The sequence below is a fragment of the Sphingobium sp. EM0848 genome, assembly GCF_013375555.1.
In the GTDB taxonomy this organism is placed as follows: domain Bacteria; phylum Pseudomonadota; class Alphaproteobacteria; order Sphingomonadales; family Sphingomonadaceae; genus Sphingobium.
In genome coordinates, this window is sequence record NZ_JABXWB010000005.1 from 1795062 (window position 1) to 1818473 (window position 23412).

A 23412-nucleotide genomic window follows, 5' to 3' on the forward strand; every position below is an offset into this window, starting at 1 on the left:
ATGCAGGCCGGAAGCCATCACGCGACAATCAATCCGTGCGCGAAGCCTTTTCCATTTCACATCCTCTCATCGCGAAAAACACACTGCATTTCATCATTATTACAGCTTATTCTCTATCGAAATGCAAAGTGTATCGAAACAATCCATACGTCAAGAACTGATTTTGGCCGATCAGGACCTGAGCGGCAAGGTCGGGCATGCCACCGCCAATATGGCATGCCATTCGGATGGAAGGACAGTGGTACGGCGATCCTCCTGAGCAATGTCGCGCAACTCGCCGCGAAAACGCTCGATCCGTTCGGCCACCCGCGCGACGCCAACAGGTGAGAGCTTCACCGTCTCCACGCCGAAAATCGTCGCGGGATCGCCATAATCGAGCTTGAAGAAAAGATGCTTCATATGCTTTTCGAAATGCCGCCGCATGGGTTCCCGCCGCCAGACATGGGCCGGGTCCAGCCGCGCGCGCAGACGGCCGCCGGGCAGCCGGTCAATCAGGGCGAGCCGTTCCAACCGCTCCACATATTGGACGATCTGCTCGGGCGGGATGCCGAATCCCTCTTCCGCCTCCGATACCGGCCAGCCGTTGACGATCACGAAGAAAACCGTCGACAGTTCAGGACTGGCGGTCAGCGCCTTTTCCTGCGCGAGCGTCAGATGATCGTCGGGGCGACTTTCGATCGCGCAACATTCGGCCAATTCGGTCAGCGTTGTGTTGGCGAGCGCACAAAGCTGGGACAGGGTGCGCAGGCTGATCCCCTTGCCATGCAGCCATCTTTTGACGGTCGCGGTGCCGACGCCCAGTTTTACGGCCACGTCCGCCTGCGTCCATCCCGCAGCCCGCAGACGCCGCCGCAGCGTGGCAAGCAATGCTTCATGTTCTGCACCAAAAGGGTCGCTGGAGGAAGAAGAGGAGATCATTTGATGATCCTTCTGTCAGTTGGAAAGGTGATGAGATCCGCGTTTCCCGCTAAATCCGATGACGTGATGTTCGATCACGGAACGGTCCGGGGTCGATGTCCATCCCTCGACTCTTCGGCTGCGCAATCCATGCGCAGCCGAAGCTTGTTCGGCGCAAAAATGGCGATTACGCCTGCTTGCATGCGCATATCTTCCCCTCCTCCTTTCGCCGGACATAGCCCAGCCCCATGAGCCGGTCCATGACCCTGCCGCTCAAAAAGGATCAATCCATGACCAGCTATGGGCTTTTCTGACGATCCCTTTGCGACGGCCTTGCTCGATTCCCTGAAAAATGCTCCCTAGGCGCCAACAGGACGATCCAAAGGGAGAAAATAGGATGACCGGACAGACCAAACGCATCATCGTGACGGGAAGCGCGGGTGTGCTGGGCAACGCCGTGGCCCGTGGACTGGTCGAAGCTGGCCATGCAGTGGCAGGAATTGACCGCGTGACTGATGAGCGACTTCCCGCAGCGGTCCATCAATGCATTGCCGACGATCTGGCAGACCCGACCCTCGCCGCCCGGGCGGTGGAGGAAGCCCGGTCGAAGCTGGGCGGCGTGGACGGCCTTGTCCATCTGGTCGGCGGCTTTGAATGGGTGCCGGTACAGGACAGCAGCCTTGCCACCTGGCGGTCGCTGTTTTCGATCAATGTCGAAACGGCCTTTTCGACAATCATGTCGACCCTGCCAAATCTGGGCGACGGCGCAAGCATCCTGTGCGTCAGCGCAGCGGCGACAGCCAGCGCCGGGGCGGGCATGGGACCCTATACGGCCGCAAAATCGGGCGTATCGCGCCTTGTCGAAGCACTGTCGGCGGAATTGAAACCGCGAAAAATCCGGATCAATGCGATCATGCCCTCGATCATCGACACGCCCCGCAACCGCGCCGACATGCCCGATGCGGATCCGTCGGACTGGACCAGCCCCGCCGCCATTGCCGATGTCGTCGCCTTCCTGCTCAGCGATCAGGCGCGGGCGATCAACGGCGCATCGATTCCCGTAACGAATAGCGGAGGCTGACCGCAGCCTTCACTGAAATATTACGCGATTCGTCATTATATCCATTCATTCATTCTCAATATCGTTGTATGTGTCACTCAATTATACGCATACAACGACAGGAGAAGGCTTAATGGCGGATTTCCCGGACGGCGCGGCGATCATCTTTGGCGGTAGCGGCGGCATCGGCAAGGGCGTCGCGCTGGAATTTGCAATGGCGGGCACGGACGTCGCCATCTGCTACAACCGCAAGGAGGATGTGGCGCAGGCAACGGCGGAAGCGATCCGGGCGCTGGGTGTCAAGGCCAGCATCCACAAAGCGGACGTGCGCGACCGGGTAGCGCTGGAGGCGTTGGTCGAAACGGCGGTGGCCGAGCATGGCCGTATTCACAGCCTTGTCTGGGGCGCAGGCCCCCTGGTGCCGCAGGTCCCGTTGGCCGACTGGACAGAAGAGCAGTTCCGTCAGGCGGTGGAAGTGGAGGCCTTCGGTTTCTACAATGCGACACGCGCCTTCATCCCCCATATGCGGGAAAAGGGCGGCGGCAGCTTTACCCATCTGGGGTCGGCGGGGCATGACTGGTGGCCGAAGCTGGATGGGCTGTCGGTCGCGCCAAAGGCCATCAACGAAGCGCTGATCAAGGGCATCGCCAAGGAAGAAGGCCGCCATGAGATCCGCGCCAATTCGGTGCTGATCGGCGTGATCGACGCTGGCATGTTCCACGAACTGTCTGCGCAGGGCGTGTTCGATGAAAAATGGAAAGAGGAAACCCATAAGCTGCTCTGCCTGAAGCGTTGGGGTGAAGCGGAAGATATCGGTCAGGCGGCGGTGTTCTTTGCGTCCCGGCGGGCCAATTATGTGACCGGACAGACCATCTCCGTGTCGGGTGGCTTTGGGGTTTGAGGGACCGGGGAGCCTAAAGCCTCTTCCCACAGGCGCGATCCGGCATTGCGAAACGAGGATCGGTCAGGAACGCGCGGTCGGTCAGGCTGTCGAGAAAGGCAAGCAGGGACGGCATCGCCATCTCCGGCAGCGCCAGCCGATGGCGCCGCACCGCCTCTTCCAATGTGCGGGCCGACCCGTCGTGCCACCATGGCCCCGTTACTGCGACATTACGCAGCGGCGGCGTGCGGAATCGGCCAGCATCCTTCGCATTGCCGGTCTTTTCACTAAGGCCCGGATCGCGCGCCTCCGCCGGTCCAAGCTGGTGGTAGCGCTCATCGGTCAGGTCGCGCCCCGCGTGGCAGGCTGCGCAGCCGTGCGAGACGAACAGGCTTGCGCCCTGCCGCGCATCATCCGATAGCGCAGCGCCATCTCCGGCGCGAAATCGGTCATAGGGACTGTCGAGCGCAATCAACGTCCGCTCAAAAGCCGCCAGCGCCGCAGCCACCGTGCCTAGCTGTCTGGTTGCGACACATCATTGGCATAATATAATACGTCGTCGACTCTAGCCATAAGGTCGTCCTGCGCCGCTGTCCTGTAAAGGGGATTGGCAAGAGCAGGGTTGAGTTGGATCCGTTCATCTACCTTTTGGCTAGGCGAACCACCCTGGAGGACACGTTGTCGTCGCAAATTGTAGGCACGATTAAAGCCGGTCAGCAGGATTTCGAGATCTGCGTGGCCAGCAACATTTATGCCGAGCACCTCGCTGGCGATGCGGCCATTGAAGCGCTCGACCATGCCGTTCGTCTGGGGCGTATAGGGCCGAGTCGTGCGATGGCTGACCTTGATTTTCGCGCAGGCGCGTTCAAAATCATCGGCGGTGAAGCAAGAACCCCGATCCGTCAGCACATGGGTGATGCGGAAGGGGAAGGCCTTCATGGCGGCCTTGAGGAAGGCAACCGCATTGGCGGCGTTCTCGGCGTCGTAGACGTTGAGGTGGACAAAGCGTGAGCAGCGATCGATTGCGACATAGAGGAAGCGCTTACGGATCTCGCCGTCCGCGGTACGCAACTTGGGCAAATGTTTAACGTCGATGTGGACAAAACCGAGATCATAGTCGTGGAAGTGGCCCTGACCCTTGCGGGGCCGCACCGTCGGCTTGGGTGGTCGTCGATTGAGGCCTTCGGCCTTAAGGACACGATAAATGCTATCGCGGTTGAGATGTGGCAGAAAGTGCCGGAGTACGAAAGCGAGATCGTCCAGCGGGAACCCTGTTGCTCTGCGCACGGCGCAGATGATGGCGCGCTCCTCCTCGTTCGTCCGCCAGGCAAGGCGCTTGGGTCGGCTTGATCGATCCTGGACCGCCTGCTCTCCGCGTCTCCGCCACTTGCGGACGGTCTCGTCGCTGATGCCATAGCGCTTCGCCACGACACTGGCAGGTTCGGTGGAGCGGGCAATGTCTGCCCGCACAGCGGGCGTGGTTCGGGCCTGAGGATGTATCTGCACCATCACGAAACCTCATCAACAAGAGCAGCAAAGCGCCAAGCGTGATCCGCAATAGCGCTACTTACCATGTCCCAATGATGTGTCGCAACCAGACAGCTAGGTCGATCCGCCCCCGCTCCGCCGGAAAGGCCCGTGCGAACATCCGGCGATAACAGGCATTGGTCCCCAGCCGGCGCGACAGTTCCGTCTCCAGTCCCCTCATCCCCATTTCGACCGGATGCTCGCCCAACAAGGGAACCAGCGCCTGCGCCTCCAGGTCGATGATCGCGGGATCGGCTATGGTCAGCCGTGCGCGCCAGGCGACATTGGCAAGCCCCGGCACGTTGCGCCGCCCCGGATCGCCGTGCACACCGGGCCGCATCGCGTTGCCGTCGGCAAAACCGCGCTTCTGCTCATGACAGGCCGCGCAGGCCATGGTGCCATTGGCCGACAGATCCGCGTCGTAGAAGAGGCGGCGCCCCAGTTCGACCTTCGCCACGCTCATCGGGTTTCCCGCAGGGATAGCAGGCGATGCCACCCCGGCGGGTAAATCCCAGCGCCACGGCCGCCCTGCCCCGACAAGCAGCAGCACCCCCGCCGCGAGCAGCCACCTCTTCACGGCAGGCGCGTCACGATCAGCGCCAGCCTATCCTCACCATTGGCCGCCATCTGAAGCGTGTAACGCCCCGGCTGCAACGCATAATCGACCATCTTGCGAATGCCCGAACAGTCCGGGCCGTGGCCATGGGCGACGGATTCCATCGCCTTGCCATCCTTCACCACATCGACCCAGGCACCCGAGCCGAGCGCCACGCGCCACGTCCCGGCCTCTTTCACGGTGAAGCTTGCCAGCCCACCATAGCTGACCGTCCCACCGGGCTTGGCCGGACGCAGCGGATAGACGACACTGGGCGTTGGCAACAGCGTCATTGCCACCGCCTGCCCCGGCGTCAGCGCTGCACGAGCAGCCCCCTTCCGGTCGGCGGCAGCCTGTAGGGGGATGGGCTGATTCCATGAGGCGAGCGGTGCAGGCAGCTCCACCGGAACCTTACAGAGCTCGGCATCATGGCCCATCTGCGCCAGTGCGGGCGCGGAAGACAAAGCCAAGGGGAAAAGCTGCAGCGAAACAGCGCGGAACGGCATCAAGGGCTTTCTTCTCCGACTCAAAGCTATATACGCGGCGATATAGCGAGTCGAACGACCAGAAAAGGGGAATTTCATGCGTATCACCCTGGCTGCCCTGCTCATGGCAGGCGCCATCTTCGCGCCCATGGCGCAGGCGCAAACCGGCACCCCAGCCGAAGCTGACCCGTCCGACCGCTTCTCCCTTGGTCAGATCATCGTCACCGCGCCCAAGGCACAAGGCATAGAGATTGACGGCAGCACCCTTTCCTCCGACGCCATCTACACCTTCAGCCGCACGGCGCTCGACGATGCGGTCAACCTGATGCCCGGCGTCGCGGCGGGCAATAGCGGCGGCACCCGTAACGAGCGACTGGTGTTCGTTCGGGGTTTCGACCGTTTCCAGGTACCGCTCTCCATCGACGGCATCCGGGTTTACCTGCCCGCCGACAACCGGCTGGACTATGGCCGCTTCCTGACCACTGACATATCAGAGGTGCAGGTGGCGAAGGGTTATGCCTCCGTGCTGGACGGCCCCGGCGGCATGGGCGGCGCGATCAACCTGGTCACACGCAAGCCGACCAAGGAATTGGACGTTGATGTGCGCGGCACGGTGAATTTCGACAATGACACGGACTATGCGGGCTATTCCACATCGGCGATGGTCGGCACGAAACAGGACAGATGGTATGCGCAGGCGAGCTACGCCCGCAGTTTCACCGACCATTGGAACCTGCCCCACGACTTCACGCCGCGCAATCCGGCACTGGAGGATGGCGGCGCCCGCGACTTTTCCCGCACGCAGGACTGGCGCAGCAATGTGAAGCTGGGCTTCACCCCCAATGCGACGGACGAATATGCGATCAGCTACACCCACCAGTCCGGCGAGAAGAGCGCACCGCTGCATATCAGCGACACGGTGACGACGCCGCGCTTCTGGGACTGGCCAAAATGGGACATCGACAGCGTTTATTTCCTGTCGACCACGGCGCTGGGCGACCGCGCAACGCTCAAGACGCGGACTTATTATAACGTCTTCGATTCCATGCTGCGGTCCTTCGACGACCGGACGCTCACGACACAGACCAAAGGTTACGCCTTTAACAGCCCCTATCAGGACAAGGCATGGGGCGGCTCGCTCCAGCTCGATTTCCGCGCGACGGACGCGGACACGATGCGCATCGCCTATCATTATCGGCACGACAAACATGTGGAATTCCAGACCAGCTTTTCCTCGACAGGCGTCGGAACGACCGAGCCGAAACAGACCCAGGCCGAAGACACCTATTCCATCGCGCTGGAAAATGAGTTGAGGATCACGCCCGCACTCCGTTTCACGCTGGGCGGCAGCTATGACTGGCGCGATCTCAAGCTCGCGGAGGAATATGGCTCACCGCTGGGCACCAATGGCGCGAAGGTGCTGTACAATTATCCCCGCCGCGATGCGGATACGTGGAACTTGCAAGGCAGGTTCGACTGGCAGGCAAGCGATGCGCTGAACCTGCACGCCAGCCTTTCCTCCCGCGCCCGTTTTCCCACCATCTTCGAACGCTTCAGCCAAAGGTTCAACAGCGCCATCCCCAATCCAGAGTTGAAGGCGGAACGTGCCACCAATGCGGAAATCGGCGGAAGCTGGGCACGCGGCCCGGTGCGGATGGAAGGCGCACTCTTCTATAGCTGGGTGCGCGATGCGATCTTCAGCGTGCCAACGCCTGCCTATCCCTGCACTGCGTCGACCACACCGCCCGCTGTTCCCACGCCGGGCTGCGCGCTCACCAATCTGACGCAGAGCCGCAATGTCGGCAGCGGTCATTATTATGGCGTGGAACTGTCGGTATCGGCTACGATCCTGCCGGGGTTGGACCTGGGCATGAACTATACCGGAATCAAGCGGGTGCTGGACTATGCCGCCAATCCGCTCTTCCACCCGACCGGCGTGCCGACGCATAAGGGCTTTGCCTATCTCGACTGGGCGCCGGTCGAGAAGCTGCATATCGTTCCCAGCGTCGATCTTGCATCCAACCGCTGGACCCTGTTCACCGCGACAACCGCGACCCAGCCGCAAATCTATTATCGTACCGGCGCCTATGTGAATGCGGGGCTGCGGGTCGATTATGCGCTGACCGACCATATCGAGATCGGCGTCGGCGGCCGCAACCTGTTCGATGATTATTACACGTTGACGGACGGCTTTCCCGAACCGGGCCGGACCCTGTTCGCCAGCATCCGGGCACGTTATTAAAGTCTGTCTGGAACATCAGGGATGCGCGTTTCGGCGCAGGATGGTGCGGCCCATGACCGTACCATTGTTGCGCCGGAACCCGGCAAACGTCTTGAAACCAGCTTTTCTACCCAATGGCAGGAAGCATGGCACTGGGCAGCTCAAACATCGTTCCCTTTGGCAGCTGGCCGCCGATGGGCTCTCAGGCAGGATGTCACACCCGCGATGAGCAATAGGAAGGCCACGGCTTCCGATGCGGTCGGCATTCGCTGGGTCCAGACGAAGCCATAGAGCAGCGCGAACAGCGTTTCGAACAGGATCATCTGACCCGACAGGGTCAGTGGCAAGAGCCGGCTCATCCGGTTCCAAAGCGCATTCCCAAGGATTGAGGCGAGCAACGCCACAGCGATTGAAACACCGGCAAACTGCCCCCAATCTGCAGCGCCGTGGCGCAATGCTCCCCAATATATGGCGAGAGGGATCAGCGCCAGGGCCTGGACGCCGGTGACCAGACCGTTCAGCAAATTCCAGTCATGGGCAGACACATGATTCAGCCTGACAAGGCAGCGGCTGTTGCCAATGGCGAACGAGGTCCAGGATACCAGCGCTCCGACGGCGCACAGAAGCGCGATCAGGCTGGTCCCCTGCGATGTGGACGTTCCGCCGGTCAAGGCCTGCCAACTGATGCAGAATACACCACCTACGCACAACATCAGCGACGGCGCGAGTTTACGCAATGGTATCGCTCCCCTGTCCCGGCTGCCAATGACCGTTACCGTGACAGGAAGAAAACCGATGATCAGCGATGTCATCGCAATCCCGCCTCTTTGAACGGCAGTCGCGAGCAATATATAATAGAGTGTGTTGCCGGCCAGTGAGAGACAGACAAGAGACAGCCAGTCGCGCCCCGTCAACAATGGGATCGCCCCTCCCCATCGCGGCATGACGAGAATGGCGGCCAAGGCTCCATACGCAAGATAGCGCCCAATCGCGAGTTCCAGCGGGGTGAAACTATACACCAGCGCTGGGGCGAGAAAGACCAGTCCCCACAGCGCGCCCGCACCGACGCCGCAGGCAATCCCCTGAACGGTTCGATCGGCACCGCGAACCGAATTGCTGAGTGTGATATCCATGATGCTCCTCGTAGGCGGGGAGCATTATCACGGCAGTGGTGAGATTTGGGCTCTTGATCAGGCACCAAAATGCAACAAAAACTCGTTTATGGCTCGAACTTCCTCCCTCCGCTCGCTCGACAGCTTCGATCGGGCAATTCTCAGGATCATTCAACGCGACAACAAGATCCCGCAGCGCACGATCGCTGAAGCGGTGAATCTGTCGGCCGCTGCCGTCCAGCGACGCATCGCCGCGATGGAGGCGGCGGGCATCATTCGGCATAACGTCGCGATCATCGACACCAAGGCTCTTGGCATGACGATCACCTCCATCGTCGAGGTGCATTTGATCAACGAACGGCCCATGACGGTCGACGGCGCCAAGGCGCTGTTCCTGGCAGCCCCTGAAGTCCAGCAATGCTATTATGTCACAGGCGGGATCAGCTTCGTGCTGGTGATCGTGACGCAGGACATGATCGAATATGAGGCCATCACGCGACGCCTGTTTGCCGATAACGAAGCGGTGTCGAGCTTTCGCAGCCTGATCGCGCTCGATCGCGTAAAGGCAGGCGCGGAGATAGTCATCCCGTAAACGCCCGCGTCAGTCTGAACTGACACCCGGCAGGGATTCCACATAAGCCCTTGCAGTCTTCTCACATATCCTGGCGGCAACCACCAATATCCTGTCACGGTCTTCACCGCGCGAAACGCCCAGCAGGATTGTCAGGACGCCCATGACGAGGCCGTTGATGAACTCCTCATCGGATAGTTCGCCTCTCGCCCATTTGGCAGCAACCAGCATCCGCTGTTCGTCCAGCGATTCGATCAGCCGCTCAGGATCGACCCAGGGATGAAGGCTCGCCGAGGCGGCCAGTGCTTTGACATAGGGGGCCTGAATCGCGCTGAAAATATTGTGGAGCGTCTCGCGCAATTCAGGATGCGGGCTCGCACTGAAATAGAATCCCGTTATCGCCTTGATATAATTGGGAATGGCCAGATTGCGTGTGCCTACGGCCACCATCCGCTCGATCAGCCGGTCAAGTGTGCCGACGGCGCTGCGATAGGGGATATGGCGCTCATAATCTTCGAAATAGTCCAGGATCGCCGCCGCGATCAGTTCGTCCTTCGTGCCGAAGGCATTGTATAATGTCTGCTTGGCGACATCCGCGCGCCGGCAGAGCGCATTGATGCTGAAGCCATCAATTCCCTGCTCGGCCACCAGGTCGCGCGTGACCGCAAGAATTCGCTTCCGTCGCTCGAGCATCGTCGCGCTCGCGTAACGCTCTCCTCCCTGTTGGCGATTGGCCTGCTCTTTGCCCGTCATGGCCCGTGTTCATGGCGCAATCTGCCCGGTTTGGCCAGTGTGTTTCCCTAAAAATAAGACCGTGGTCTAATTTTCATTGCGAGGGAAACTGCGTCAGCGTATAGGATCAGCAAAAGAAGACATGATGGAGAGCGATATGGCAGGCCCCCTTGAGCATATTGTCGTCGTTGAAGCCGCGCCGGTCATGCCCGGATCCATGGCCGGGATGCTGCTGGCCGATCATGGAGCGCAGGTGATCAAGGTCGAACCGCGCGGCGGGGCCTTTTTCGCGCATGACCTCAGCCGCAAGGGATGGGACCGGGGCAAGAAAAGCATCGAACTGGACCTGTTCGATGCCGCAGACCGGGAACAGTTGCGCGGGTTGCTGAAAGGAGCGGATGTCTTCCTCCACGCGCTGACCGATGCGGAGGCGTTGGACCTCGGCCTTGATCCCGTCAGGCTGGAGGGGGATTTCCCGGCGCTCATTTCCTGCAAATTATCAGCCTACAGCGCCGACACGCCCTTCGCTGATCGGCCTTATGGAGAATCCCTGGCGGCAGCGCTGCTTGGCACCATGATCGACAAGGGCAGTTCGCACCGGGAAGGCCCCATGTATCTGGGCCATCCCGCGCTCCATTATGGCCAGGCGTTCCTGGCGGTCATTAGCGTACTGGCGGCGTTGCGAGCGCGCCGCTGCATCGGCGAGGGACAAGGCATAGAGGCATCATTGCTGGATGCGATGATTGCCCAGTCGCCGATGAATCACTGGTGGCAGGAAGATGGCCTTTCCTACATCCGCAAGGGAGATTCCGGTGCTGCCGACCGCTTCGGGCGGGTCCGGCTGGTCACGGCCATGCTCGAATGCGGCGACGGCAAATTCCTCCAGATCCATACCGGTTCCGGCGGCTTCAAACCGGCCATGGACATTCTGGGCTTCGGCGACCGGATCAAGAAGGTCGACGGGCCGGAAATGGCGGTGTCGCTGGACGATGACGAATATCAATGCTGCCGGGTTGAAATTTTCGACGCCATTCGTGCGAAGCCAAGGGACGAATGGATCCGCCTGTTCCGGGAGGCCGATGTCGCGGCCCTGCCCGTGCTGGAACCGGCAGAGATCCTGCTGGATGAACAGGTCGAATATGCGAACATGCGGATCGAATTGCCGGATGCCGATTTCGGCACGATCCATCAGGCCGCGCCGGCTGTCCGCTTCGGACGGACGATTGTGTCCACGCCCCTGCCCGCCCCTGCGATCGGCGCTGATAACGCCTTGCTGCCCGAACTGGTCGCGCGCCCGTCCAAGGCCAAGCTGTTGCCGGGCCGCCCGATCAAACGCGCGCTGGAAGGCCTGCGTATCGTCGATTTTTCGTCCTTCTTCGCGGTCGGGTTCGGTGGCCGACTGCTCAACGATCTGGGCGCCGATGTCATCAAGGTGGAAACCCCGTCAGGCGACCAGATGCGTCCTTTGCCCGACGTGTTTGACGCCGCGCAGCGGGGCAAGCGGAACATCGTGCTCGACCTGAAGACAGCCGAAGGTCTGGCGGCAGCCCACCGGCTGGTCGCGACGGCGGATGTGGTCACGCACAATCTACGCCCCGGCAAGGCGGACAAGCTGGGCATCGGCTATGACCGATTGTCGGCGATCAATCCCGACCTCATCTATGTCTATCTGCCCGGCTATGGCTCCCATGGGCCGAAATCGCTGCTCAAAAGCTTCGCGCCGCTGGTCAGCGGCTGGACGGGCCTGCTGTATGAAGGCGGTGGTGAGGGAAACACACCCAACCGTTCGGTCTTCGGTAATGAGGATTATAATAACGGCTTTCTGGGTGCAGCGGCCATATTGATGGCCGTCGAAAACCGGACGGAACGGGGATATGGCGAATATGTCGAATGTCCCCAGCTCCATTCCAGCCTATGGACGACGTCCGAGCATTTCCTCGATGCCGAGCGGAAGACGGTTTACGGAATGCGGCTCGACCAGGAACAGCAGGGCTTCAACGCTCTGGACCGGCTCTACCGGACCAGCGATGGCTGGCTTTGCCTCTGCTGCCGACAGGATGACCGTTTTGCCGCGCTCGCCCATGCCATCGGTCGCGATGATCTGGTCAACGACAGCCGCTTCCGTACCGTGCAGGACCGCAACGCGCATGACCTCATTCTTCGCTGCCTGCTGAAGTCCTTTTTCGCGACCCGGACGTCCGCCGAAGCCTTCGCCATTCTCGACGCGGCCGGGGCGGCTTGCGAGATAGCGCGGGAAACCCAATGGGTGGACGACGCTCTGTTCGAGCAATGGATGCTTCGCAGCAACCGCGCCATCGAAAATCATGAGTCCATGTACGGCCATGTTCGCCAGTTGGGCCTTTTCAACCATCTGTCGAAGACCCCCGGTTTTGCTCAAGGCTCTGCGCCGCGATTGGGCGAGCATAGCGTTTCGATCCTCACCGAACTGGGCTATTCTCAGGCGGAGATCAGCGATCTTCTGGAACGGGGGATCGCCATTCAGGCCGATGATGTGAAGGGCCGCATCGCCTCACGCGTAACGGCATAGTCGTCGGGAAGGATCGGCAGATGAAGGCATTATTGTGCGAACGCCACGGCCCGCCGGAAACACTTGTCTTTCGTGAGGTCGAAGCGCCGGTTCCCGGCCCCGGACAGGTGCGGATCAAAATGGCGGCAGCGGGCGTCAACCTGCCGGACGGACTCATCATCCAGAATCTCTATCAGGTGAAGCCCGACCTGCCCTTCACGCCGGGAAGCGAGGTGGCCGGAGAGGTCGATGCCGTGGGCGAAGATGTGTCCGATTTCCGGGTCGGCGACCGGGTGGCGGCGATGACTGTGCATGGCGCCTTTGCCGAACAGACGGTAGTGCTTGCGGATCGTGTGGTGAAGTTGCCGCCCGCCATGCCGTTCGATACGGCAGCGAGCCTGCTGATGGCTTATGGTACCGCCTTTCACGCCTTCCGCCAGCGGGCGGCACTGCGACCCGGCGAGACCGTTCTGGTGCTGGGTGCGGGCGGCGGTGTCGGTCTGGCGGCGGTCGAGCTTGCCCGGGCCATGGGCGCGCGGGTGATCGCGGCGGCCGGGAGCGAGGAAAAGCGTGCTTTGGCTTTGGCGCATGGCGCCGAGGCCGCCATCGATTATCGTAATGAGGATCTGCGCGAACGCGTGTCCGCCTGGACAGAGGGGCGCGGCGTGGACGTGGTCTACGATCCGGTCGGCGGCGACATGGCGGAGCGCGCCTTTAGATCAATCGCCCGCTATGGCCGCTTTCTGGTGATCGGCTTTGCTGCGGGCAGCATTCCCTCCCTTCCCATCAATCTGCCGCTGCTCAAGTCCGCATCGATTGTGGGTGTGTTCTGGGGATCGTTCCTTGTGAATGAGCCGGAGACGCATCGCCGCAACATGCAGGAGCTTTTCGAGCTTTATGCGCAGGGCGCGATCCGCCCGCATATCAGCCGAAAATTCGCGCTTGCGGACAGTGCCACCGCGATCAGATGGATCATGGATCGCAAGGCTTTGGGCAAGGTGGTCGTGACCGCCGAATAGGCTCCGACAAGGTGGAAATGGAAGCTCAGGGCAGCGCGTGACATGACATATAAGATGCTGGATCAATCTGCTTGCTCAAGGCGCGTGACGTGGCGCGGTCTGGCCTGCCGCATCGCATTGGGCCTCATGGCATTGGCGGCGGCCTGTTCCGATACGCAGCACCTGGCGCCGCAGGAAGCCTCCGGTGACGATTGGCTCCATTATGGCGGATCGCCTGATGAAAATCATTTCAGCGCCCTTGCCGACATTAATGACGGGAATGTCGGCAAACTGAAATTGCTGTGGTTCCATGATCTGGACCCGGTGCCGAGCGTCTACAGTGCGCCGCTGGCTGTCGGCGGCAGGCTCTATTTCGCGGTGGGCTATTCTGTCGTCCATGCCATGGATGCGGCGACCGGCCGGTTACTGTGGAAATATGACCCGGAAGTCTATGCCCATGCCGGGTCGAAGCTGCGGACCGGATGGGGCGTTCGCGGGATCGCCTATCATGAAGGGCAGGTTTTCACCGGCACGCTGGACGGTCGCCTGCTGGCAATCGATGCCCGCACGGGGCGCCTGAACTGGAGCGTCCAGACGACCGAGCCCGACGATGCGCGCTATATTTCCGGGCCGCCCTACGTTTTCAACAACACCGTTGTGATCGGCCATGGCGGCGCTGACTATGGCGCGACACGGGGCTATGTGACGGCTTATGATATCCATAGCGGGCGGCAGAAATGGCGCTTCTACACCGTGCCCGGCAATCCCGCCAAAGGCTTTGAAAACGCTGCAATGCGCATGGCGGCGAAGACGTGGACGGGCGAATGGTGGAAATATGGCGGTGGCGGCACCGTCTGGCACGCCATGGCTTATGATCCGGAGTTCAAGCGTCTCTATATCGGGACGGGCAATGGCGGTCCGTGGAACCGGCATATCCGCAGTCCGGGGGGTGGTGACAACCTGTTTTTGTCCTCCATCGTCGCTCTGAATGCCGACACGGGAGCCTATGTCTGGCATTATCAGACCACGCCGGGTGAGAGCTGGGACTTCACCAGCACCATGGATATTGAGCTGGCGACCCTGAATATTGGCGGCAAACCGACGCCGGTCATTCTGCACGCGCCGAAAAACGGCTTCTTCTATGTGCTCGACCGTCGGAACGGGAAATTCATCTCCGCCGAAAAGATCGTGCCGGTCAACTGGGCGACCCATATCGATCCCAAGACCGGGCGCCCCGTCGAGACAGCGATCGCGCGCTATCCGGGGGGCAAGCCGCAAATCCTCTGGCCCAGTTCCATCGGCGCGCATAGCGTTGCCGCAATGTCCTTCAGCCCCCGGACGGGTCTGGTCTATATTCCCGTCACCCACGCGGCACGGGTCTATATGGACCCGCCGGGCGATCTCGCCCAGTGGCGGTCCAAGGGCAACCGGATCTATGACACCGGAACCGGACCCGCGCCCGCCGATGTCAAATTGCCGCAAAGCTGGAGCGCGCTTCTAGCCTGGAATCCGCGCACCCAGCGGGAGGCTTGGCGTATCCCTATGCATGGCCCGGTTCAGGGTGGCACGCTTGCCACGGCCGGTAATCTGGTTTTTCAGGGTAATGTTGAAGGCCAGATCGTCGCCTATAACGCGACCGACGGCCGGAAATTATGGAATTTCGATGCTCAGGTCGGCATTCAGTCCCAGCCGATCACCTATCGTGCCGGCGGGCGACAGCTGATAACGGTGATCGCCGGTTGGCGAGGGACGGGCTATGGCGGTGGACCGACCTGGGAATATCGGCTCCAGCATCGGCGCGTGCTGACCTTCGCGCTTGACGGCAAGGCCAGCCTGCCCCCCGCCGACAGGACCGAAATGCCGCTGGTCGACGATCCAGCCTTTCGGGTCGACCCGGCCAAGGTCGCTGTCGGCCAAGCAGTTTACAGCACGCGCTGCATGATCTGCCACGGCCCCCACCTTCATGCGAGCGGTGCAGCTCCCGATCTCAGAAGGTCTCAGATACCATTGGCACAGGCCGCGCTGGTATCCGTTCTGCACGATGGTGCATTGCGACCCGCGGGCATGCCCAGTTTCGAAGATCTCAGTCCGGAACAGATTGCCGGACTTCAGCACTATATTCGGCAAGAAGCACGAGCCAACTCCGTCCGGTGATCACGCATAACGCTGACGCCAGCGCGTACAGTCATTTGGACACGGCAAAGGCGCGTGGCTGACGGCGAAAAAACGCCTTCATTCACCGCCCCCAACCATATTCAACCCATTTTGAGGACCACGCGTAACCTGGCCTTGCCGCTCATCATCCGATCGTAGGCGGCCTGTGCTTCCTCGAACGGATAGATTTCGTTCATCGACGTCACGTCATGGAGTTGGCTGAAAGCGAGAGTATCCTCCGAGTCCGCCGCCACGCCGGAATACCAGCCTTTGACCGCCGCGCGCTTGGCAAGCAGGTCGAGCGTGTCGACGGGGAAGGCACCGACTGCGCCAATCACCATCATCACGCCATTGGGTCCCAGACCGCCGATGATCGCCTGCATGGCGGGGGCGCTGGTGACCGTGGCGATAATCGCCCGGGCACCGCCCATTTTCTGCAGCGCTTCCGCGACATCACCGTCCTCGCTATCGATATAGTCGTGTGCGCCGAGCGAGCGGGCAAGATCTTCCTTGTCACGACCACGGTTAACCGCAACGGTCCGGAAACCAAGACGCCGCGCAAATTGGATCCCCAGATGACCGAGGCCGCCGACACCCTGTATCGCGACCAGATCGCCCGGTGCAGCCCCGCAATTTCTCAGGGCGTTGAAGGTGGTGATGCCCGCGCATAGCAGCGGCGCGGATTCCACCTTGTCGAGATCGAACGGAACATGCGCGACCGCCGAAACATCTGCGACGAGATGCGTCGCATAGCCGCCGTCACGGCTGACACCGGTCACGGCACGAACATTCTCACAGGCAAAAGCATCCCCACGGCGACAGCGCGAACAATGGCCGCATGATCCGCCAAACCACCCGACGCCGGCCCGCTCGCCAACCTGCCATCCGGTGACGCCATCGCCGACCGCCGCCACGGTGCCGATCACCTCATGGCCAGGCACGCGCGGATATTGCATGCCCGGCAATATGCCTTCGACAGTCAGCGAATCGCTGTGGCAGACGCCGCAGGCATGAACCTCAATCAGTAGTTCGCCTTTGTCCGGCAGCGGAATCTCGCGCTCGATACGCTCGAGTTTGCCCCCGGCTTGAGTTACGGCCATCGCGATCATCTTCAGCATGCGGTGTCTCCTCACTCGTTCGGAGATTGAGAGCGGTGATGCAGCAATTGCGTGCCTTATTATCGCGGCAATGAACAACTTGTCGAATGGAGAGTTCCCAAAAGGCAAAAACGGGCGCTCCTATTCCCTGTCGATCGTTCACCTTGACCGCGGATGCTTTCCATCCGAGACTGTTGCGTCCGGGCGCACCGTCAATTGAGCAGGCGGACCATCCCGGCGGGAGAACGAGACATGCGCGAGCTTGCCCTGCTGGTGGCGACGCGAAAGGGTGCCTGGATCTATCGCAGCGATGTCGAACGCCGGGAATGGCGGGCCGATGGTCCGCACTTCCTTGGCCATATCATTCATCATCTCGTCCTCGATCCCCGCGATGGTCGCACATTGCTGGCCGCCGCCAAGACCGGGCATCTGGGCCCGACGATCTTCCGCTCGACCGATATGGGCAGAAGCTGGAGCGAGGCGAGCCGTCCACCTGCCTTCCCCAAGGCGGGGGAAGGAGAAGTCGGCCGCGCCGTCGATCATAGTTTCTGGTTGACGCCGGGCCATGCCAGCGAGCCGGGGCTATGGTATGCGGGCACCTCACCGCAGGCGCTCTTCCGCAGCGAGGATGGCGGTGCGACCTGGGAAGGCGTTGCGGGCTTCAACGATAACCCCGCCTATCGCGACCGCCTGGGCGGCGCGCAGGACGGCACGCCCGATGGCCCGAAGCTGCATTCGATGCTGGTCGACCCGCGCGACGCAGCGCATCTCTACCTTGGAATGTCGGGCGGGGGTGTACATGAGTCGCAGGATGCCGGTCAGACTTGGGTGCCGCTGATCGACGGGCTGGAGGTGGTTGAGGGTTTCGACGCCAGTCAATGGGCCTTTCACGACCCGCATTGCCTGACGCTGTGCCCTTCGAACCCCGATCGGCTCTATCAGCAGAACCATTGCGGCATCTACCGGATCGACCGGCCGTCGAACCAGTGGCGGCGGATCGGGCGCGCCATGCCCACGGAGGTCGGCGACATAGGCTTTCCCATCATAGTCCACCCGCGCGACGACCAGACCTGCTGGGTGTTCCCGATGGACGGCACTGACGTCTGGCCACGCACCAGCCCGGGCGGCAAGCCCGCCGTCTATATCACGCGCGATGGTGGTGAGTCCTGGTCGCGGCAGGATGTCGGCCTGCCACAGAACAGTGCGTGGTGGACGGTCTATCGTCAGGCAATGGCCAATGATATCTGCGATCCGGTTGGCGTTTATGTCGGCACGGCCAGTGGCGGCCTGTGGATGAGCGCGGACGAAGGCGAGCAATGGTCGATGATCGCGCAGCATCTGCCGCCGATATTTGCCGTGGAAACGGCCGTCCTAGCCTGAGGAGAAGTGACGTGAACGTGTCAATTCCCAGCGCGCTGCAATCCTATACCGGCGCGTCGCAGGTGGAGGCGTCGGGCGCTAACCTCACCGAATTGTTCGCTGCGCTCGATACATCCTATCCCGGCATCCGCTTTCGCATGATCGATGAGCAGGACCGCTTTCGACGCCACATGCGCTGCTTCGTGAATGGCGAGCAGGTTTACGAACTATGCAGACCTCTGTCCGTCCGTGACGAAGTCATCATCCTTCAGGCACTCAGCGGGGGATGATGACGACAGGAAGGCACTACATATAACCCGCCGACGTCAGCTCGGGCATGTGTCACGCCTTCGCAAGCGGCCCAACTCATTGGAAAGCCTGTCGAGTTGCAAGGCATGCATGTTCCCACATGGCGACGTGCATTTGCACGAATAATCTGCCACCTTGGGTAGCTGGCGACACATCTTGCATTCAGGAGAGTGTCGCCTGTCGAACCCAATAAAGGGAGTGCCCATGGACCGGCTTGATGCGATGCAGGTGTTGCTGGCAGTCGTCGATGCCGGCAGCCTGTCGGCGGGAAGCCGTGCGCTGAAGATGCCGTTGCCAAGCGTCAGCCGCAAGGTGGCCGAACTTGAGCGCCATCTTGGCACCCACCTGGTCATCCGGACCAGCCGCAACCTTCAGCTGACCGATGCCGGTCGCGACTATGTCGAGGCCGCCCGCCAGATCGTCGCGCAGGTCCGCGAAGCGGAGCTGCGCGCCTCGGGCGAATATGAAGTTCCGCGCGGACTGCTCACGCTGACGGTGCCCATGGCGTTCGGCCGGTTGCATGTCCTGCCCTTCGCCTATCAGTTCCTGAGCGAATATCCCGAGATCACGCTCAATATACTCTCGCTCGACCGCATGGTGCAACTGGTCGAGGAACGGGTGGATGTCGGCGTCCGCCTGGGGGAACTTGCCGACAGTTCGCTGCTCGCGATCAAGGTCGGCCAGTTCCGCATGCTGACCTGCGCCAGCCCCGCCTATCTGGCGCGCATGGGCTGCCCTGCCAGTCCAGAAGAGCTCGCCGGTCATGATGGCGTCAATTTCGCACCCTTGCACGATACGGCCTGGATCTATCGCTATGACGGCCGCATGGTCCATGGGAACCCGCGCATCCGGGTTTGCGCCAACACGACCGCCAATGCGGCAGCCGCCGCCGTCGAGGGTCTCGGCATCCTCCGCGCGCCCAGCTATCAGGTCTCGCAGGAACTGCAATCGGGAGCGCTGGTCCCGATCCTCAACGCGTGCGACAGCAAGACATTTCCCGTACATCTCATCTATGCGCGCCAGGGCTTGCTGCCGCTCAAGATTCGCGTGTTTCTGGACTGGATGACACCCCAGCTGCGCAAGGCCCTGAAGGAGATTGGCGATCTCGAACCGGCCGTCGAAACCAGACAGCCATCAGAGGCCGCGAACGATTGATCAGCGTTTGGCGATGTCGATGATCGCCTGGGCAAAGTCGCGCGGCGCTTCCTGCGGGAGATTGTGACCGATGCCGCCTGTGATGGCGCGGTGCTCATACTTGCCCGTGAATTTGGCGCGATAGGCTGAAGGCAGCGGATGCGGCGCGCCATTGGCGTCGCCCTCCATCGTGATCGTCGGAACGCCGATCGCCGGGGCGGCAGCGAGCCGCTGCTCAATCGCATCATATTGCCGTTCGCCGTCGACAAGGCCCAGCCGCCAGCGATAATTGTGGATGACGATCGCAACATGATCGGGATTGTCGAACGCCTGTGCCGAGCGATTGAAGGTCGCGTCGTCGAACTTCCACTGCGGCGAGGCGAGCTTCCAGATCAGCCTGTTGAAGTCGCGGCTATTGCGTTCATAGCCAAGGCGCCCGCGTTCGGTCGCGAAGTAGAATTGATACCACCATTGCAGTTCAGCCTCTGGCGCAAGCGGTTGCTTGCCGGCTGCCTGGTTGCCGATCAGATAACCGCTGACCGCGACCAGCCCCTTGACGCGTTCGGGCCATAGAGCGGCGACGATGTCGGCGGTGCGTCCACCCCAGTCGAAGCCTGCAAGTACCGCCCGCTCGATTTTCAGCGCGTCCATCAGCTTGAGCGCATCCATGGCGAGCGCCGCGGGCTGGCCGTTGCGCATCGTCTCCGTCGAGAGGAAGCGGGTCGGGCCATGGCCACGCAGATAAGGCGCAATCGCCCGGAAACCCTGCGCCGCGAGCATCGGCATAACCTCGTCAAAGGCATGGATGTCGTAGGGCCACCCGTGGAGAAGAAGGACCGGCGGGCCGTCGAGCGGACCGGCGGCAACATAGCTGACATCGAGCACACCAGCGGTTATCCGCTCCATCGACGGCCCCGCAGCGGCATTGGCCCGCTGCGTCACCCACGGGGCCGCGGCCAGCGTAACCGCCACTGTTCCAAGGAAATTCCGTCGATCGATCCTGTCCATCTCCGTCGTTCCTCCGATCTATCTGGCGTTTGCGGCCTCTTCTATCACGGCTGCGACTTCCTTCGAGCGGGAAAGAAAGGCGACGTGGCTGGCATCCAGTTCCGTGATGCGGGCACCGATCCGCCTGGCATAGAAGCGTTCGAGATCGGGACTGAGCGCATGATCCTGCCGGGACACGACATACCAGGACGGGACCGACTTCCATGCTGCATGTGCCGGGCTCGCCCCGAAATTTCCGGCCTTGATCGGCTTCTGCGTCGCGGCGGCAATCGCGGCCTGTTCGGCAGGAAGATCGGCAGCAAAGACCGGGCCGAATTTCGCAGGATCGATGGTGACGAAGCCCGCCGCGTCGATTTTCTGCGCTGTGCCGAGATCGGTCGGATATTTGTCGAGGAAGGCGGCGACCGGCTCGCCCGCCTCGGGCACGATCGCGGCGAGATAGACGAGCGCCTTGACACTAGCCCTGTCCGCCGCCGCTTCGGTGATGACCGCGCCGCCATAGCTATGGCCGACCAGCACCACGGGCCCGAGCTGGGCGTCGATGGCGCGTTTGGTGGTGGAGACGTCGTCAGCGAAGGAGTCGAGCGGGTTTTCGACGGCCGTCACGCGATAGCCATCCTTCTGCAGGATCGCGATCACGGGCGCCCATCCCGCCGCGTCGGCGAAGGCACCATGGACCAGCACGATCGCCGGCCTGGAAGGCGCATCGGCCGCGCTAACCGGAATGGGTGTGGTGGAAAGGCCCAGCGCCGTCGTCAGCGCCAGAAGGCCAAGGGATTGGATACGCATGTTCGTTTCTCCAGCAATCAAAGGGTTCGCACGGAGCGGAAGGTGTCGCGCAGATCTTCGGTCAGCGCCTGAGGCTGCTCCCAGGCCGCGAAATGTGTGCCCATGTCATGCCGTTTATAGAAGACGAGATGGGGATAGGCCTTGCGCGTCCAGCTTTCCGGCGCCTGGTATATCTCGTCGCGAAAGGCGCTGACGCCGGTCGGTAGCGGCACGCCCTTCGGCGCGAAGAAAGCAAGCTTGCTTTCTCGGTACAGGCGCGCGGAGGACACTGCTGTGTTGGTCAGCCAGTAGAGCGTGATGTTGTCGAGAATGTCATCCCGGCTCAGCCCTTCCTCCGCGCCGTCGAACACGCGTGCGATAAGGTCGTAGCTACGAATGTCATGGTCGATGATCCAGGCGGCGAGACCCACAGGGGAGTCCGCCAGCGCATAGAGCGTCTGTGGCCGACCTGCCATTTCCTGCGCATAGCCGAGGCCGTGCGCATAGAAATCGACGAGCTGGCCCCAGGCATGCTTCTCCTCCGGGCTCAGGCCGCCGGGTTCGGGACCGCTCGGGAGAAGCCGGGCGATCTCCGCCGGCACGGTCGCTGGCATGTTCGTATGGATGGCAAGCAGGCCGGGCGGTTGCTGAAGCGCCATCTGCTCCGTCACCGCATTGCCCCAGTCACCGCCCTGAGCAACATAGCGTGTATAGCCAAGTCGCTGCATCAGCACGGCCCAGGCGCGGCCGATCCGCTGCGGGTCCCAGCCGTTGGCGTTGGGCTTGCCGGAAAATCCATAACCCGGAAGCGAGGGAAGCACGACGTCGAACGCGTCGGCGGCGGTGCCTCCATAGGCCGTCGGATCGGTCAGCGGACCAATGATCTTCAGTTGCTCGATGATCGATCCGGGCCAGCCATGGGTCACGATGACCGCCAGCGCATTGGGATGTTTCGACTTCACATGGATGAAGTGAATGTCGACGCCGTCGATGGTGGTGATGAAGTTTGGGTAGCTGTTGATTTGGGCCTCGACGCGGCGCCAGTCATGCTGGTTTGCCCAGTAGTCGGCAAGTTTGCGAATGGTTGAGAGCACGACGCCCTGGGTCGGGTCGTTTTCGCGCTCCGGCCATTTGGTCGCGCGAATTCGGCGCTTGAGGTCGACAAGCTCATAGTCGGCCGCACGATAGTGAAACGGACGGATCGGCACGCCGCCGGTGGCCGGAAGTGGGTCGACCGATGCCGCCTGGCTGTTGGTCGATGTTGCCACCATGGCCGCGACGGTGCCGGCAACGATCGATGCAAGAAAGTCGCGGCGGACAAGGAGGGATTTCGTCCCGGACATGATGGATCTCCTGTCAGGATAGGGGGAAGACGCGGGCGGACGGGTCATGGGGCGGGGTTCCGCCCGCGTCTTCGGCTCGGCGCGGCTCTAAGGGGGGCAAGCCGCGCGGAGAAAAGCGTCAGGCGTTGACGGCGAGCGCGACGCTGGCCTTGATCCCGCCCTGCGCCATCTTCGAATAGGGGCAGGTCGCGTGCGCCTGATCGACGAGCGTGCGGGCAAGATCTTCGTCAATGCCGGGAAGGCTGACATTCAACCGGGCGGTCAGGAAATAGCCCTCGGCCTCCCCGAGATGCAGGTCGACCTCGGCATCGATCGCGGTTTCGGGTGGCAGTTTGACACCCATGGTTTTGGCCACCCCGGCGAGGGCACCTTCGAAGCAGGCCGACCAGCCGGCCGCGAACAGCTGCTCGGGATTGGTGCCGGGACGATTGGAGCCGGGTGTTGACAGCTTGATGTCGAGCTGGCCGTCCGAACTCTTTGCCGCACCTTCGCGGCCGCCGACAGTGTGGACATGAGCGGTATAGAGGGTCTTGGCAGTCATGATATTTCCTTTTTTACCTTTGGGCAGGTGGATAGGGCGCTTCAAAAATGTGCCGACCGTCGCGCGAGGCGCTGGTGACTATGGCGATGCCCAT

The 23412-nt window shown here is 61.8% G+C and carries 21 protein-coding genes and 1 pseudogene; 10 read left to right on the top strand and 12 right to left on the bottom strand.

Features of this window, described 5'->3' with window-relative positions; all coding sequences use genetic code 11:
- Positions 1-171: 171 nt before the first annotated feature.
- The gene (locus HUK73_RS26230) at positions 172-918 is read right to left on the bottom strand and encodes a helix-turn-helix transcriptional regulator (RefSeq protein ID WP_176594645.1); all 747 of its coding nucleotides are present in this window, start codon (positions 916-918) and stop codon (positions 172-174) included.
- Positions 919-1294: 376 nt separating this feature from the next.
- On the opposite strand from HUK73_RS26230, the gene HUK73_RS26235 reads away from it, so the two are divergent.
- Positions 1295-1978 carry an SDR family oxidoreductase gene (locus tag HUK73_RS26235; RefSeq protein ID WP_176594646.1) on the top strand — a complete coding sequence of 228 codons (684 nt, stop codon included), beginning with the start codon at positions 1295-1297 and terminating at the stop codon, positions 1976-1978.
- Positions 1979-2090: 112 nt separating this feature from the next.
- Positions 2091-2858 carry an SDR family NAD(P)-dependent oxidoreductase gene (locus tag HUK73_RS26240; RefSeq protein WP_176594647.1) on the top strand — a complete coding sequence of 256 codons (768 nt, stop codon included), beginning with the start codon at positions 2091-2093 and terminating at the stop codon, positions 2856-2858.
- A 13-nt stretch (positions 2859-2871) separates the two neighbouring features.
- Here HUK73_RS26240 and HUK73_RS26245 read toward each other — a convergent pair whose 3' ends face one another.
- The 4 genes and pseudogenes from HUK73_RS26245 to HUK73_RS26260 form a co-directional block, all read right to left on the bottom strand.
- Positions 2872-3345 (bottom strand): cytochrome-c peroxidase, encoded by a 474-nt coding sequence (locus HUK73_RS26245; protein ID WP_176594648.1) that lies wholly within the window; start codon positions 3343-3345, stop codon positions 2872-2874.
- 5 nt (positions 3346-3350) lie between these two features.
- Positions 3351-4346 (bottom strand): IS481 family transposase, encoded by a 996-nt coding sequence (locus tag HUK73_RS26250; protein WP_176594649.1) that lies wholly within the window; start codon positions 4344-4346, stop codon positions 3351-3353.
- A gap of 94 nt (positions 4347-4440) precedes the next feature.
- Positions 4441-4941, bottom strand: a pseudogene (locus tag HUK73_RS26255) (cytochrome-c peroxidase); the annotation flags it as partial.
- Complete coding sequence (locus tag HUK73_RS26260; RefSeq protein WP_255326564.1) at positions 4938-5429, bottom strand: hypothetical protein; 492 nt, start codon at positions 5427-5429, stop codon at positions 4938-4940. The gene HUK73_RS26260 and the pseudogene HUK73_RS26255, both read right to left, overlap by 4 nt.
- 112 nt (positions 5430-5541) lie before the next feature.
- Here HUK73_RS26260 and HUK73_RS26265 point away from each other — a divergent pair, with 112 nt between their 5' ends.
- Complete coding sequence (locus tag HUK73_RS26265) at positions 5542-7686, top strand: TonB-dependent siderophore receptor (RefSeq protein ID WP_176594651.1); 2145 nt, start codon at positions 5542-5544, stop codon at positions 7684-7686.
- 140 nt (positions 7687-7826) lie between these two features.
- On the opposite strand, the gene HUK73_RS26270 is transcribed toward HUK73_RS26265, so the two are convergent.
- Complete coding sequence (locus HUK73_RS26270) at positions 7827-8798, bottom strand: DMT family transporter (RefSeq protein ID WP_176594652.1); 972 nt, start codon at positions 8796-8798, stop codon at positions 7827-7829.
- Positions 8799-8886: 88 nt separating this feature from the next.
- Between HUK73_RS26270 and HUK73_RS26275 the strand changes: the two genes are divergently transcribed.
- Positions 8887-9369, top strand: coding sequence for an Lrp/AsnC family transcriptional regulator (locus HUK73_RS26275; RefSeq protein WP_176594653.1), 483 nt, complete (start codon positions 8887-8889; stop codon positions 9367-9369).
- Positions 9370-9378: 9 nt separating this feature from the next.
- On the opposite strand, the gene HUK73_RS26280 is transcribed toward HUK73_RS26275, so the two are convergent.
- The gene (locus tag HUK73_RS26280) at positions 9379-10101 is read right to left on the bottom strand and encodes a TetR/AcrR family transcriptional regulator (RefSeq protein ID WP_176594654.1); all 723 of its coding nucleotides are present in this window, start codon (positions 10099-10101) and stop codon (positions 9379-9381) included.
- Between the two features lie 136 nt (positions 10102-10237).
- On the opposite strand from HUK73_RS26280, the gene HUK73_RS26285 reads away from it, so the two are divergent.
- From HUK73_RS26285 to HUK73_RS26295, 3 genes are read left to right on the top strand one after another with little or no spacing between them, the layout of a single operon-like run.
- Positions 10238-12628, top strand: a complete 2391-nt coding sequence (locus tag HUK73_RS26285; protein WP_176594655.1) for a CoA transferase — start codon at positions 10238-10240, stop codon at positions 12626-12628.
- A gap of 20 nt (positions 12629-12648) precedes the next feature.
- Positions 12649-13626, top strand: coding sequence for an NADPH:quinone oxidoreductase family protein (locus HUK73_RS26290; RefSeq protein ID WP_176594656.1), 978 nt, complete (start codon positions 12649-12651; stop codon positions 13624-13626).
- A 54-nt stretch (positions 13627-13680) separates the two neighbouring features.
- Positions 13681-15759 carry a PQQ-dependent dehydrogenase, methanol/ethanol family gene (locus HUK73_RS26295; protein ID WP_369805630.1) on the top strand — a complete coding sequence of 693 codons (2079 nt, stop codon included), beginning with the start codon at positions 13681-13683 and terminating at the stop codon, positions 15757-15759.
- Positions 15760-15860: 101 nt separating this feature from the next.
- Here HUK73_RS26295 and HUK73_RS26300 read toward each other — a convergent pair whose 3' ends face one another.
- Positions 15861-16877: an alcohol dehydrogenase gene (locus HUK73_RS26300; protein ID WP_176594657.1), complete on the bottom strand. Its 1017-nt coding sequence runs from the start codon at positions 16875-16877 to the stop codon at positions 15861-15863.
- Positions 16878-17108: 231 nt separating this feature from the next.
- On the opposite strand from HUK73_RS26300, the gene HUK73_RS26305 reads away from it, so the two are divergent.
- The 3 genes from HUK73_RS26305 (at position 17109) to HUK73_RS26315 (ending at position 19679) form a co-directional block, all read left to right on the top strand.
- On the top strand, positions 17109-18236 hold the full coding sequence (locus HUK73_RS26305; protein WP_176594658.1) for a glycosyl hydrolase: 1128 nt from the start codon (positions 17109-17111) through the stop codon (positions 18234-18236).
- An 11-nt stretch (positions 18237-18247) separates the two neighbouring features.
- Positions 18248-18505 carry a MoaD/ThiS family protein gene (locus HUK73_RS26310; RefSeq protein WP_176594659.1) on the top strand — a complete coding sequence of 86 codons (258 nt, stop codon included), beginning with the start codon at positions 18248-18250 and terminating at the stop codon, positions 18503-18505.
- Between the two features lie 223 nt (positions 18506-18728).
- Entirely contained in the window at positions 18729-19679 is a 951-nt protein-coding gene (locus tag HUK73_RS26315; RefSeq protein WP_176594660.1) for a LysR family transcriptional regulator, read from the top strand.
- Here the strand turns inward: HUK73_RS26315 and HUK73_RS26320 are convergent, their stop codons facing one another.
- From HUK73_RS26320 to HUK73_RS26335, 4 genes are all read right to left on the bottom strand, one after another.
- A complete protein-coding gene (locus HUK73_RS26320) occupies positions 19680-20666 on the bottom strand; it encodes an alpha/beta hydrolase (protein ID WP_176594661.1) in 987 nt (328 codons plus the stop codon).
- An 18-nt stretch (positions 20667-20684) separates the two neighbouring features.
- The gene (locus tag HUK73_RS26325; RefSeq protein ID WP_176594662.1) at positions 20685-21455 is read right to left on the bottom strand and encodes an alpha/beta fold hydrolase; all 771 of its coding nucleotides are present in this window, start codon (positions 21453-21455) and stop codon (positions 20685-20687) included.
- 17 nt (positions 21456-21472) lie between these two features.
- A complete protein-coding gene (locus tag HUK73_RS26330) occupies positions 21473-22777 on the bottom strand; it encodes an epoxide hydrolase family protein (RefSeq protein ID WP_176594663.1) in 1305 nt (434 codons plus the stop codon).
- A gap of 118 nt (positions 22778-22895) precedes the next feature.
- The gene (locus HUK73_RS26335; protein WP_176594664.1) at positions 22896-23318 is read right to left on the bottom strand and encodes an organic hydroperoxide resistance protein; all 423 of its coding nucleotides are present in this window, start codon (positions 23316-23318) and stop codon (positions 22896-22898) included.
- Between the last annotated feature and the right edge of the window lie 94 nt (positions 23319-23412).